Genomic DNA, 12,950 nt, shown 5'->3' with positions numbered 1-12,950 from the left:
CGAGGTCACGGCCGAGCATGGGCCCGTGACGACGTACTCGGCCGTGCGCACGACCGGCATCTACTGCCGGCCGGGCTGCGGTGCCAAGCCCCTCGCGGAGAACGTCCGCACGTTCGAGTTGGCGGCCTCGGCCGAGGCCGCCGGCTACCGCGCCTGCCTGCGCTGCCGGCCGTACCGGGTGGCGGGCACGATTCCCGACGACCCGCCGGAGTTGGTGTGCCGGGCGGTGCGGCTGATCATCGACGGGGTGCTCGACGGCGCGACCGAGGAGGCCGTCGGGGCTCGGCTTGGTCTTTCGGCCCGGCATCTGCGGCGGCTGTTCGCCGATCACCTAGGCGTCACGCCGGACGGTTTCGCCCGGTCGCGGCGGGCGCATTTCGCCCGACGGCTGCTGGACGACACCGATCTGGGGATCGCCGAGGTGGCGTTCGCGGCGGGGTTCGGCAGCCTGCGGCAGTTCAACCGGGCCATGCGCGAGGTGTTCCGGGCCGCGCCCAGCGACCTGCGGGCCCGCCGTCGCAAGGCCGACCGGCTGGCCGCCGACGGCGGGCTGGTGCTGCGGATGCCGTTCGATCCTTCCTACGACTGGAATGCGGCGCTGGCCGTGCTGAGCGCCGCTGCCGTGCCCGGCGTGGAGTCCATTGTGGACGGTGTCTATCGGCGGACGATCACCTTGGACGGCGACCCCGGTCTGCTGGAGATCGAGCCCGGCGGCGTGGACCACCTGCTGCTGCGGGCCCATCTGCCGCACTGGGAAGGCGTGATCCACGTGGTCGAGCGGGCCGCCCGGCTGGTCGGCATCGACTGGGGCGAGCCCGGCGCGTGGGCCCCGCTGGAGATCGTCGTCAACGCCGTCGCCGAGGACGTGACCGCGCTGGTCCGCCGGCACGGTTCGCCGATCGCCGGGCTCGGATTCGGTCTCTCCCATGCCTTTCCGGCCGCGGAGCCGCTGGCCGGCGAGCCGGGGGCCGTCGGCGAGGTGGCGCGGGCGGTCCTGGCCGGCCGGCTCCGCCTTGACGGGGCCGAACCGGTCGAGGACCTGCGCGTTTCATTGGTCGCGGTCGGCGTTGCCGAGTCTGCCGCTGATCGGATCAGCCGGCGGCTCGGCCTACCAGGTCGTTGAGCTCGCCGTAGGAAAGCCCGTCGGACATCGACTCATAGGTGCCGACGGTCAGCACCTCGCGCGCCGCCGCGGCGGCCACGCCGTAGGCGGCCTGGGCGATTCCCGTGCCGACGCTGATGCGGGCCACGCCCAACGCCGCGAGCTCCGCGACGGACGGCGCGCCGGGATGGGCCATCACGTTGAGCGGCAACGGCCCGTCGACCAGGACCTTGATCACCGCCGGATCGACGACGCCGGGCACGAACAGCCCGTCGGCCCCCGCAGCGGCATAGCGCTCCGCGCGGGCCAGGGTCTCGTCGATGTCGCCCGAGCCCATCAGGAACGTGTCGGTACGAGCGTTGATCACCAGGTCGCCGGCCTGACGCGCGGCGGCGAGTCGGTCGGCCTGCGCCGAGACGTCCAGCAACTGGCCGCCGGCGCTGTCCTCGATGTTCACGCCGAGCGCCCCGATCGAGGCCACCTCGGCGACCGTCCAGGCGACCTCCTCGGGCGTGTCGCCGTAGCCGCCCTCGATGTCGGCGGTCACCGGCACCGTCACGGCCCGCACGATCCGGCGCAGCGCCTCCAGCGCCACCGTGCGGGTCAGGCCGCCCGCGTCGGGCACACCCCGCGACCAGGCGACGCCGCCGCTGGTGGTGGCGATCGCCTTCGCCCCGGCGGCCTGGATCGCGGCGGCCGACGGCGGGTCCCAGGCATTGGGCAGCACCAGGGGTTTCGGCAGTTCACGAAGCGGATTCACACCGACCAGCATCGCCGGACCGGCGGCTCAGGTCTGGCCATATTCGGCCATGACCGTCCGAACCGCGGCGGTGGTCCGCTCCACGTCGCCGGTGGCGAGGAGATCGAGCAACGCGCCGCGCAGGACGGCCAGCACGAGGGTGCGCTGGGCTTCGGCGGCCGGCGTGGCGGGGTCGGGCTGGGCGTCGGCCAACACCTTGAGCCAGTCCTCGACCGTGGTGCGGGCGAACTCGGCCCACGGACCGTCGGGGACGACGAGGGACCGGCCGTAGCCCTCCAGCCACAGGGTGAGCAGGGCCCGGTGCTCGGGCGCGGCCAGCCAGGACCAGACAGCGGCGGCGACCTCGGGAAGGCTGCGGCCGCCGGTCTGGGCGAGCAGTTCCAGCTGGTCGGCACGGGCACGGGCCAGCAGCTCGCGGACCAGGCCGTCCTTGCTGCCGAACAGGAACAGCAGCACCCGCGGGCTGGAACCGATGGCGGTGGCCAGCGGACGCAGGGACAAATCGGCCAGGCCGTGCTCCAGGGCGTAGTCGTAGGCCTGGCGCAGGAGGTCGTCGCGGCGGTCGGACATGAGAGCTATCCTACTGAAACACTCGTTTCAGTGGAGGCGGCCATGCTGATCAGAACTGCGGACCAACCGGGTGATCTGGGCTGGATCGTGCAGGCGCACGGCGAGCTCTACGCCCGTGAGCTGGGCTGGGACGCCAGCTTCGAACGGCTGGTGGCCGGGATCGTCGGCGAACTCGACCCGGTGCGCGACGCGGTGTGGATCGCGGAGCTGGACGGGCAGCGGGTCGGGTGCGTGTCCTGCATGGCCGGCGACGACGGCGACGCGGTGCTGCGGATCCTGCTCGTGCACCCGGACGGCCGCGGTCACGGCATCGGCGGCCGGCTGGTCGACACCTGCGTGGAACACGCCCGGGCACAGGGCTTCAAGCGGCTGCGGCTGTGGACGACGAACTGGCAGGAGGCGGCCCGCCAGGTCTATCTGCGGCGCGGTTTCGCCCTCGTCGGCGAGCAGCCGGAACGGCGGTTCGGCGTCGACGTGGTCGGCGAGACATACCACCTTGATCTGTCACGGTGACGCATTCTTGCGGATGCCGACCTGCCACACATCGCAGTACCGGGAGCGGAATCCGGCCTCGAAATAGGCGAAGTAGAGCACCCACAGCCGGCAGAAAGTCTCGTCGAAACCCAGTGCGGTCACGGCATCGTGCGCCTCGACGAACCGGACTCGCCACTGCCGCAGCGTTTCCGCGTACGAGTCGCTGAGCCGTCGCGTCGCCACCATCTCCATGCCGGTGTGCGCCTTGAGGATCCGGTTGATCTCACGCAGGCTCGGCAGCTCGCCGCCGGGAAAGATGTACCGGTCGACCCAGCTGAAATCCTTCTTCGCCGCCAGCATTCGCCGATGCGGAAAGGTGATCACCTGAAGCCCGAAGAAACCGCCGGGCTTCAGGTGCCGCTCGACGGCCTGGAAGTACTCGACCCAGTATTCGGAACCGACCGCCTCGATCATCTCGACGCTCACCACCGCGTCGTAGACACCCCGGTGGCGTCGGAAATCCTCGAGCAGGAAGCCGACCCGGCCATCGAGCCCGGCGTTGCGGGCTCGCGTCGAGGCGTATTCGAGCTGGCTTTCCGACAGCGTCAGCCCGACGACGTCGGCCCGCCGCTCCGACGCGGCCCGCAGCGCCAGGCCGCCGAACCCGGACCCGATGTCCAGCAGCCGCGTGCCCGGCCCCACCTGGGCCAGATCGAGGATGCCGTCGACCTTGCGCCGCTGGGCCGACGCCAGATCGTCCCCCGGCTCGAACCACGCCGACGAGTAGATCATCGCCTCGTCGAGGAAGGTCTCGAACAGCCGGCCGTTGAGGTCGTAGTGCGCCTGCACGTTGGCCAGCGCACCTTCCTCGCTGTTGCGCTGGGACAGTGGATGGGCGAGGTGCAGCAGGCTGCGCAGCCGGTAGTACAGCGGCGTCTCCATGGCTTTCAGGTGCTCGCTGTAGACGGCCAGCCAGGCCACCAGCTCGTCGGCCGCGGCCGGCTCGAGGAGCGGGGATTTCCCGCAGTCCCACGCGCCGAGCAGGTACGCCTCGCCGAAGCCGAGGGAGCGGTCCCGGCCCGTCCGGGAGAAGAAGACCTCGGGATCGTTGACCGTGAGCGTGGGATCGCCGGCCGCGCCCTTCCCGAACCTGGTGCCGTCGGGCAGGGTGACCGACAACGGGAGATCACGCACGGTCCACCGGAACAGCCGCTCGGCCAGTTTCGCGCGCAGCGGATTCCGGCGGACGGTCCGCAGGTGGGGCCAGTTCAGATTGACCTGGGTCGCCTGTTCCGTGCGTCGCATGGGCCGATTTTTACACCTGGAGAAGACTCGTGCGAAGTGGAACAAGGGTGTGACCGATCGAGTGAAGCCGGTCAGGGGATGGACTCGGTCCTGCGCCTTTCGCGGGAAAGGGTGGGCGGTCAGGACCGGAGTTCGCACAGCCATTGCTCGGCCAACCGCCGCCCGTCGGGGAGTTGGTCGTCGCGGTCCCAGCGCCACGTCGTGATCATCGCCAGCACGAGACGTCGACAGGCCTGGAGCCGGTCGTGATCGACGTCCGGGTAATGGTCGGCGACGTCCTTCGGTGCGTGGGCCAGGTCGAACTCGATCGGCCCACGGCAGCAGGTTTCCAGGTCGATGAACAGCGGACCGTGGGCGGTGTTCAGCAGGTTGCCCGGGTGCGGCTCGCCGTGCAGCACCTGCTCGTCAGCGCCGCCGATCTCGTGCCGCAACGTGTCGACCAGGAGTCGGCGGTCGTCCTCAGGGAGCTCCGGCGTGCGGTCGCGGTCGGCCAGAAGTCGTTGCGCGGCTTCGACTCGGTCGGTGAAGTGAGGTGTGGGGATGTCGACCTCGCGCATGCCGGCGTGCAGTTGGGCCAGCGCCTCGGCGTAGTCGGCCGGCGCGACGGGGCCGCGAGATTCGTAGTAGGTCCACAGCGTGACCACGAAGCCGTCGCGCTCGTGGACGTGCGGCGACTCGAGCGCCGCCACCGGGGAGTCCGTCAGCCGGGCAGCGAGGTCGATCTCGAACTGGGCGACCTGGTCGGTCGCCGGCGCGACCCGGGCCAGCACGTCACACGGCAGCAGCCGCAGCGTGAGCTTGTTGGAGTCCTGCACCACGACCGTGCGGTCCACCGCCAGGCCCAGCTCGTCGGCGACCGACCTGGCCGCGGCCACCGCGCCGTTGTCCATCTCCGCAGTATTCAAGGACAGAACCACCGTCCGTATCTTGTTTAGACCAATCAACTGGCCGTACCGTCCCGCCAACGCGTGGTGACATCGATGTCAGCGAAGGCGGTAACGGATGAGACCCCCTGCTCTCGTCGTTTCGGTCCTGATGGCCCTGTCGGTGCTGGTCGCGGCGCCGTTCACGGCGGCGGCCGACCCGGTCGGGTCGGTGAACCCGTTCATCGGCACCCAGAACAACCCCAACGCCAGCTACCCGCCCTTCGGCAAGGGCTACGGCAACACCTTCCCCGGCGCGACGACGCCGTTCGGCATGGTCCAGTTCAGCCCGGACACGTACAACACGGCGTCCGGCGCGGACAACTGGGGCGGCTACGAGTACCCGGCCAACCAGATCCGCGGCTTCAGCCTCACCCACCTCGACGGCACCGGCTGCGAGGGCTCGTTCGGCTTCCACGACCTGCCGTTCATGCCCTACACCGGCAGCCTCAACGGCAACGGATCGCTGCCCTCCTCCCCCGCGACCAACGCCGCCGCCTACCGCTCCGGCTTCAGCCACAGCACCGAGACCGCCAGCCCCGGCCGCTACGGCGTCACCCTGGCCAACGGGGCCAAGGTCGACCTGACCGCGACCACCCGCACCGGCATGGCCCGCTTCACCTTCCCGGCCGGCGCGTCGTCCACCGTGCTGATCAACGCCGGCGGCTCGGCCAACGGCACCAGCGCCTCGTCGGTGGCGATCAGCGGCAACACCGTCACCGGGTCGGCCCGCAGCACCGGGACCTGCGGCGGCGGCAGCTACACCGTGTACTTCTCGGCCAAGTTCGACCAGGCCGTCAGCAACTTCGGCACGTGGAACGGCGGCACCGTCACCGCCCGCGGCACCTCGGCGTCCGGCACGAACACCGGCACCTACCTGACCTTCCCGGCCGGTTCCACCGTCACCGTCCGGGTTGGACTGTCCTATGTGCGCACGGCCAACGCCGCCGCCAACGTGACCGCGGAGAACCCGTCGGCCGGCTTCGACACCGTGGCGGCCAACGCAGCCACCACCTGGGCGGCCAAGCTGGGCGCGATCAACACCACCGGCGGGTCGGCGACCCAGCAGAGCGTGTTCTACACGGCGCTCTACCACTCGCTGTTGCACCCCAACGTCTTCGACGACAGCAACGGCGAGTACCCCGGCATGGACGGCCAGATCCACACCGTCGCCGCCGGGCACCACCAGTACGCCAACTTCTCCGGCTGGGACGTCTACCGCTCCGAGGTGCAGCTGATCACCCTGCTGTTCCCGAGCGTCGGCTCCGACCTGGCCCAGTCGCTGGTCAACGACGCCAACCAGGCCGGCAGCTGGTACAACTGGCCGTACGCCAACGTGGCCACGAACATCATGAACGGCGACTCGCTCCAGTCGGTCGTGTCCAGCATCTACTCCTTCGGCGGCACCGGCTTCGACGCCGCCGGCGCGCTGTCCAGCATGGTCTCCACCCAGTCGCTGCCGGCGACCAAGACCATCCGCGGCGGCCTGTACGAGTACGCCGGCACCGGCTACATCCCGCGCGGCACCAGCAACGTGTGGGGTCCGGGGGCCACCACGCTGGAGTACGCCATCGACGACTTCGGGATCGCGCAGCTGGCCGGACGGCTCGGCGACACCGCCAACTACAACGCCTTCATGCAGCGGGCCCAGAACTGGCAGAACCTGTTCAGCCCGGCCACGAAGTCGATCACGCCGCGCTACCAGAACGGGCTGTTCGCCACCGACTACAACCTCAACTCCGACAACAACGACCAGTACGTCGAGGGCACCGGCACCCAGTACAGCTGGATGGTGCCGCAGAACGTGGCCGCTCTGGTGGCCAAGATGGGCGGCAACGCGACCGTCTCCAGCCGGCTCGACACCTTCTTCAGCCAGCTCAACGCCGGCGTGGTCAACGGGGCGTACGCGTGGCTGACCAACGAGCCGACCATCGGCACGCCCTACCTGTACGACTGGGTCGGCGCGCCGAGCAAGACGCAGGCCCTGGTCCGGCGGGTGCTGTCGAGTCTGTTCACCAACGCCCCCAACGGGTTGCAGGGCAACGACGACCTCGGCGAGCTGTCCGCCAGCTACGTCTGGGGAGCATTGGGCATGTACCCCTCGGTCACCGGCCGGGCGGAGCTGGTGCTGGCCAGCCCGATCTTCACCCAGGCCGTGATCAGCCGCGACAACGGCCGGGTGATCACCGTGAACGCGCCCGCGTCGTCGGCCAGCAACCAGTACGTGTCGGCGCTGGCGGTCAACGGGGTCGGGCAGTCGCGGACCTGGCTGCCGGAGTCGTTCGTGGCCAACGGCGGGACCGTCGACTTCACGCTCACCGGCTCGCCGACGTCCTGGGGCACCCGCTCCGGTGACGCCCCGCCGTCGTTCTCCGACGGCCAGAACGGCTTCAACAACATCGGCGCCTCCAACGACGGGGCCGCCACCACCGCCAACCTCGACTCGTCCGGGCACAGCTACTCCGTACAGGCCCTGTCGGCGGCCGGCATCAACCCCGGCGGCACGGTCAGCGCCAACGGGATGAGCTTCACGTGGCCGACGGCCGCGGCCGGCAAGCCGGACAACTGGCTGGTCAACGGGCAGGTGATCGATCTGGGCGGCCGGTCGGCCAGCCGGATCTCGTTCCTGGGCAGCGCCAGCAACGGGCCGGCCACCGGCACCGCGACCGTCACCTACACCGATGGCACCACCTCGTCGGTGTCGATCACCATGACGGACTGGGCCGTCGGCACCGCCCAGTCGGGCAACACCATCGCGGCCACGATCGCCCACTGGAACGCCGCCGACGGCTCGAGTCTGAAGACCTACCTGTTCGCCACTACGCCCGCGTCACTCACCGCCGGCAAGCAGGTGCGCAGCGTGACATTGCCGGCGTCGACGAACCAGGGAGCCATGCATGTCTTCGCCATCTCCGTGGCCTGAATAATGGATCAATGCGGTTCGGTGTGCTCGGCTCGACCCTGATGTGGTCCGCCGACGGGGACGAGGTCCCCGTCGGCGGACCGCGGGTGCGGACGTTGCTGACGCTGCTGCTGGTGGACGCCGGGCAGATCGTCACCACCGAGCGGCTCATCGACGGCCTGTACGGGGAGGACCCGCCGGCCAACGCCGTCAACGCGCTCCAGGCCCAGGTGTCCCGGCTGCGCCGCGCGCTGGCCGGCGAGATCGAATCCCACCCGACCGGCTACCGACTGTCGGCGAACTGGGTGGAGATCGACGCTCACGTGTTCGCCCGGCTGGCCGCCGACGGCCGGCACGCCCTGGCCGGCGGCGATCACGCCCGTGCGGCCAAGCTGCTGCGCGAGGCGCTGCACCTGTGGCGTGGGCCGGCGTTGAGCGACGCGCCGCTGGCCGAGGCCGAGGCGACGCGACTCGAAGAGCTGCGGATGACCGCCAGCGAGGACCTCTTCGAGGCGGAGTTGGCCGCCGGCGACAACCCCGGGCTGATCGCCGAGCTGCGGCAGGCCGTCGCCCGTAACCCGCTGCGGGAACGGCAACGGGCGCTGCTCATGCGGGCCCTCTACGCCGCCGGGCGGCAGGCCGAGGCGCTGGAGGTGTTCGAGGAGGCCCGCACGCTGCTGGCCGACGAGCTCGGCGCCGACCCCTCGCCTGAGCTCGCCGAGACGCACCTGGCCGTGCTGCGCTCGCAGGACCGTCCCAAGAAACGTGCATTGCCGGCGCAGCTGACCAGCTTCGTCGGACGCGCGGAGGAGCGGGACTACGTCGCCGCGCTGCTCGGCACGTCACGGCTGGTGACCTTGCTCGGGCCCGGCGGCGCCGGCAAGACGCGCCTGGCCGTAGAAGCCGCGGGGACGTTGGACGGCGAGATCTGCTTCGTCGACCTGGCCGCGTTGGCCGAGGGCGACCAGGTCGCGCATGCCCTCGTCGCCGCACTGGGACTCCGCGATGCGGGCGGCTTCTCGGCTGCCGCGACCGGCGACATCGTCGACCGGCTCACCACGGCGCTGGCCGACCGGCCGGTGCTGCTGCTCGTGGACAACTGCGAGCACGTGATCGCCGACATCGCGCAGCTCATGCACGAACTGCTCGCCGCGTGTCCACGGCTGCGGGTGCTGGCCACCAGCCGTGAGGCGCTGGGCATCACCGGCGAGACCCTCCATCCGCTCAGCGGGCTCACTCCCGAGGCCGCTCGCAGGCTGTTCACCGACCGGGCTTTGGCCGTGCGACGGGACTTCGTCGCGGACCCGTCGCTGATCGACCGAATCTGCGCCGGGCTGGACGGGCTGCCGCTGGCCATCGAGCTCGCCGCCGCGCGCCTGCGCACCCTGTCGCCGGCCGACATCGCCGCGCGGCTCGACGACCGGTTCCAGCTGCTGTCCCGGGGCGACCGCACCAAGGCGCACCGGCACCAGACCCTGCATGCCGTCGTGGGCTGGAGCTGGGATCTGCTCAGCCCTTCCGAACAGGCCGTCGCCCGGCGGCTGACCGTGTTCACCGGCGGCGCCAGCCTGGCCGCCGCCGAACGCGTGTGCGCGCTGCCCGACGCCATCGAGCTGCTGGCCGACCTCGTCGACAAGTCGTTCATCGAGGTCGTCGACGGGCGCTACCGGATGCTCGAGACCATCCGTGCCTTCTGCGCCGAGCATCTCAGCGAGGCCGACGCCGTTCGTGACGCGCATCTGGCGTACTTCCTGGAGCTCGTGCAGACCGCCGAGCCGCACCTTCGCGGTTCTGAGCAGCTGGGGTGGATCGCGCTGCTCAACACCGAGCACGCCAACATCCTCGCCGCGCTGCGGCGGGCCGTGCACACCGCGCCGCACACCGCGCTGCTGCTGGCCGGCGAACTCGCTTCGTACTGGTATCTGCGGGGGTTGCGGGCCGAGGTCGCGCCCATCGCCACCGAGCTGCTCGGCAAGATCGGCACCACGCCGCCGGAGGGGCTGTCCGAGGAGTACGTGCTCTGCGTGCTCAACGCCGTGATCGTGCACGGGGCCGAGACCCCGTGGCTGCTGCCGCATCTCGCCGCCGCCCGGGCCATCGTCTTCGCCCAGGCCTCGCCGCCTCGGCTGCCGTACCTCGTGGTGTTGTGGGCGTTGACCGCCGGGCCGCTCGACGTGCCCGACGACCGGCCGGCCGAGACCTACTTCGACTCCTCGGGCTGGCTACAGGGGCTGCGGCACTTCTCCGCCGGGTGGAACGGCCTGTTCACCGGCGACATCGCGACGGCCCGTGACGGCTTCGAGCAGGCGCTCGTCCGGTATCGGGCCGTCGGTGACCGATGGGGCATGTCCAACGCCGTCGACGCCTTGGCCATGCTCGCCCACTGGCGTGGCGAGTTCGACGAGGCGCTGCGGCTGACCGACGAGGCCATTTCGCTCACCGCCGAGTTGGAGGGCATGGAGGACCTCGCCGACCTGACCTGCCGCCGCGCTGCGCGGCTGCTGCACTCCGGTGATCTGGCCGGGGCACAGCAGGACTACCTGCGGGCCGAGGTGCTCGCCCGTCGTACCGGCATTCCCGAGACCATCGCCAACGCGCAGCGGGGTCTCGGCGACATCGCCCGTCTGCTGGGCCGTCGGTCCGAGGCCCAGCATTTCTACGAGCTCGCCCTCGCCGGCTCCCGCGCCGACACCGTCGGCGCTTCCGGCGTTCGTTCCGCCGTGCTTGTCGGGCTCGCCCACCTCGCCACCGACCCCGCCGCCGTCCGCTCCCTCCACGACCAGGTCCGCTCCACCGCCGCCGGCCTGCACCTCGTGGCCGCCGACATCGCCGAGGGCCTCGCCTCCCTCGCCGTCCTCGAGGGCGACGGCACGCAGGCCGCCCTCCTCCTCGGCGCTTCCGTCGTCATCCGCGGCACCGAGCTCGTCGGCGACACCGAGGTAGCCCGCACCATCGCCGCCGCCCGCGCCCTCATCGGCGACGACTTCGACACCGCCTACCGCCGAGGTCTGGCGTTGCCCCGCCCCGACGCGCTTTCCTTGGCCGGCATCTGATTCCGGCATCCTTGTCGTGCTTCCCGTATGGGTACTACCAACAGGGACAGGCTGACGAACGGCCGAACTTGTAGCGTTGCGGGCAGGGATCAATCCCACTGAATTCCGTGAGGCGCGGTAATACGCGGCGCGAAAAGGGTGACGGCAATGACGGTACTTGCGGGTCGGAAGGCGCTGGTGACGGGGGCGGCCCGGGGAATCGGGGCGGCGATCGTGCGGCGGCTGGTGCGGGACGGGGCGGCGGTGGCCTTCACGTACAGTGCCTCGGTCGACGACGCCGAGAAGCTGGTGGCGGAGGTTGCCGAAACCGGGGGCATCGCGGTGGCGATCAGGGCCGACAGCGGCGACCCGGAGCAGGTGCGGAGGTCGATCGACGAGACGGTGGCCCAATTGGGCGGCCTGGATATTCTGGTGAACAATGCGGGCATCCTGCCGGCGGCGCCGATTGAATCGCTGAGTATGGCGCAGTTCGACCGGGTGGTGGCGGTCAATGTTCGGAGTGTGTTCGCGGCGGTCCAAGCGGCGCTTCCGCATTTGGGCACGGGCGGTCGCATCATCAATGTCGGCAGCATCAACGCGGACAGGGTGCCGCTGGCGGGGATGTCGATCTACGCGATGTCGAAGGCGGCGGTGGCGGGGATGACGCGGGCACTGGCCCGGGAGCTGGGGCCGCACAGCATCACGGTGAACAACCTCCAGGTGGGACCGACCGCGACGGACATGACGCCGGAAGACGGCGAGATCGCGGACGCGCTGCGTGAGCTGATGGCGCTGGGGCGGTTCGGCCGGCCGGAGGAGATCGCGGGCGCGGTCAGCTATCTGGCTGGACCGGACGCGGCGTTCGTCACCGGCGCCAACTGGAACGTCGACGGCGGCTTCACGGTCTGACGGCGAACCCGAAATGGACCGGACGATGAACAACGCCGAGCTCGCGGCGTCGCTGGGGCTCACCAGCGAGTACGCCGAGGTCAACGGAACACGGCTGCACTACGTGACCGGCGGCGACGGTAGCCCGCTCGTGCTGCTCGGCGGCTGGCCCCACACCTGGTGGGAATTCCGCAAGATCCTGCCGCGGTTGGCCCGGCACCATCGAGTGGTCGCCGTGGATCTCCGCGGCATGGGCGGCTCGGACAAGCCGGTAAGCGGCTATGACAAGAAGACCATGGCACGCGACATCGCCGCGCTGATCGAGGCCCTCGGTCTCGACCAGCCGAACCTGGTCGGACACGACATCGGCGCCATGGTCGCCTACAGCGTCGCGGTCAACCACACCGAGGCGATCGGCAGACTCGCCCTGCTGGACATTCCCCACCCGGACGACGACCTGTTCGGGCTGACCATGCTGCCGCAGCCGCCGGTGCAACACCTCTGGTGGTACGCCTTCAACCAGCTCGCCGAACTGCCGCAGACCCTGCTGGCCGGCCGGTTCCGGGCACTGATCGACTACCTCTGCGAGTTGCAGCTGGTCAACCCGGACGCCATCACCGAAGCCGACCGGGAGATCTACGCCGACGCGTACGACTCCCCGGACGCGATCCGCGCGTCGAACGGCTGGTACCAGGCGTTCGCCCAGGACATCGCCGACATAAGGACGTACGCACCGGTGACGCTGCCGGTCCTCGGCCTCGCCGCGCAGCACAACGACTACCTGGAACCGGCGCTGCGCAGGCACACCACCGGATTCCAGTTCGAACGGATCGCCGGCAGCGGGCATTACCTGGCCGAGGAACAGCCGGAAGCCGTCGCCGGCCACCTGCTCAAGTTCTTCGGCTGACCGCCTCGCCCGGACGGCTTCACCCGCCAGGACCCTGAACGGACACGAAGCCGTCCGCCCAGTGATCACGGTCCACGACGTAGCGGT

10 protein-coding genes are annotated in these 12,950 nt (G+C 70.5%); 6 read left to right on the top strand and 4 right to left on the bottom strand.

All coding sequences use genetic code 11. The annotated features are described in order from the left end of the window. The first annotated feature begins 25 nt into the window (after positions 1-25). Positions 26-1,123, top strand: coding sequence for a helix-turn-helix domain-containing protein (locus tag M3Q35_RS10670; protein WP_273941517.1), 1,098 nt, complete (start codon positions 26-28; stop codon positions 1,121-1,123). Here the strand turns inward: M3Q35_RS10670 and M3Q35_RS10665 are convergent. After that, the gene (locus tag M3Q35_RS10665) at positions 1,092-1,862 is read right to left on the bottom strand and encodes an isocitrate lyase/PEP mutase family protein (protein ID WP_273941516.1); all 771 of its coding nucleotides are present in this window, start codon (positions 1,860-1,862) and stop codon (positions 1,092-1,094) included. The two genes, M3Q35_RS10670 and M3Q35_RS10665, sit on opposite strands and share 32 nt — an antisense overlap. A gap of 27 nt (positions 1,863-1,889) precedes the next feature. Continuing rightward, positions 1,890-2,432, bottom strand: coding sequence for a TetR/AcrR family transcriptional regulator (locus tag M3Q35_RS10660; RefSeq protein WP_273941515.1), 543 nt, complete (start codon positions 2,430-2,432; stop codon positions 1,890-1,892). 42 nt (positions 2,433-2,474) lie between these two features. Between M3Q35_RS10660 and M3Q35_RS10655 the strand changes: the two genes are divergently transcribed. Then, positions 2,475-2,945, top strand: coding sequence for a GNAT family N-acetyltransferase (locus tag M3Q35_RS10655; protein WP_273941514.1), 471 nt, complete (start codon positions 2,475-2,477; stop codon positions 2,943-2,945). On the opposite strand, the gene M3Q35_RS10650 is transcribed toward M3Q35_RS10655, so the two are convergent. Together M3Q35_RS10650 and M3Q35_RS10645 are read right to left on the bottom strand one after the other, a co-directional pair. Next, the gene (locus M3Q35_RS10650) at positions 2,937-4,211 is read right to left on the bottom strand and encodes an SAM-dependent methyltransferase (RefSeq protein ID WP_273941513.1); all 1,275 of its coding nucleotides are present in this window, start codon (positions 4,209-4,211) and stop codon (positions 2,937-2,939) included. The genes M3Q35_RS10655 and M3Q35_RS10650 overlap by 9 nt on opposite strands. A 119-nt stretch (positions 4,212-4,330) precedes the next feature. Further along, positions 4,331-5,116, bottom strand: coding sequence for a phosphotransferase (locus M3Q35_RS10645; protein ID WP_273941512.1), 786 nt, complete (start codon positions 5,114-5,116; stop codon positions 4,331-4,333). Positions 5,117-5,213: 97 nt separating this feature from the next. Between M3Q35_RS10645 and M3Q35_RS10640 the strand changes: the two genes are divergently transcribed. The 4 genes from M3Q35_RS10640 to M3Q35_RS10625 all read left to right on the top strand — a co-directional run bounded on the left by M3Q35_RS10640 (position 5,214) and on the right by M3Q35_RS10625 (position 12,863). Beyond that, positions 5,214-8,057 (top strand): GH92 family glycosyl hydrolase, encoded by a 2,844-nt coding sequence (locus M3Q35_RS10640; RefSeq protein WP_273941511.1) that lies wholly within the window; start codon positions 5,214-5,216, stop codon positions 8,055-8,057. A gap of 11 nt (positions 8,058-8,068) precedes the next feature. Next, positions 8,069-11,089 carry an AfsR/SARP family transcriptional regulator gene (locus M3Q35_RS10635; RefSeq protein ID WP_273941510.1) on the top strand — a complete coding sequence of 1,007 codons (3,021 nt, stop codon included), beginning with the start codon at positions 8,069-8,071 and terminating at the stop codon, positions 11,087-11,089. A 147-nt stretch (positions 11,090-11,236) separates the two neighbouring features. After that, complete coding sequence (locus M3Q35_RS10630; RefSeq protein WP_273941509.1) at positions 11,237-11,977, top strand: 3-oxoacyl-ACP reductase family protein; 741 nt, start codon at positions 11,237-11,239, stop codon at positions 11,975-11,977. A gap of 25 nt (positions 11,978-12,002) precedes the next feature. Further along, on the top strand, positions 12,003-12,863 hold the full coding sequence (locus M3Q35_RS10625) for an alpha/beta fold hydrolase (RefSeq protein ID WP_273941508.1): 861 nt from the start codon (positions 12,003-12,005) through the stop codon (positions 12,861-12,863). Positions 12,864-12,950 lie beyond the last annotated feature (87 nt).

The sequence above is a fragment of the Kutzneria chonburiensis genome (assembly GCF_028622115.1).
GTDB classification, from domain to species: domain Bacteria; phylum Actinomycetota; class Actinomycetes; order Mycobacteriales; family Pseudonocardiaceae; genus Kutzneria; species Kutzneria chonburiensis.
This window is presented reverse-complemented; position numbering and strand designations above follow the sequence as displayed.

What these genes read in the sequence shown, in the direction of transcription:
- M3Q35_RS10625 (WP_273941508.1), top strand. Translation starts at nt 12,003, where the DNA reads ATGAACAACGCCGAGCTCGCGGCGTCGCTGGGGCTCACCAGCGAGTAC.
- M3Q35_RS10650 (WP_273941513.1), bottom strand. Translation starts at nt 4,211, where the DNA reads ATGCGACGCACGGAACAGGCGACCCAGGTCAATCTGAACTGGCCCCAC.
- M3Q35_RS10655 (WP_273941514.1), top strand. Translation starts at nt 2,475, where the DNA reads ATGCTGATCAGAACTGCGGACCAACCGGGTGATCTGGGCTGGATCGTG.
- M3Q35_RS10640 (WP_273941511.1), top strand. Translation starts at nt 5,214, where the DNA reads ATGAGACCCCCTGCTCTCGTCGTTTCGGTCCTGATGGCCCTGTCGGTG.
- M3Q35_RS10660 (WP_273941515.1), bottom strand. Translation starts at nt 2,432, where the DNA reads ATGTCCGACCGCCGCGACGACCTCCTGCGCCAGGCCTACGACTACGCC.
- M3Q35_RS10630 (WP_273941509.1), top strand. Translation starts at nt 11,237, where the DNA reads ATGACGGTACTTGCGGGTCGGAAGGCGCTGGTGACGGGGGCGGCCCGG.
- M3Q35_RS10635 (WP_273941510.1), top strand. Translation starts at nt 8,069, where the DNA reads ATGCGGTTCGGTGTGCTCGGCTCGACCCTGATGTGGTCCGCCGACGGG.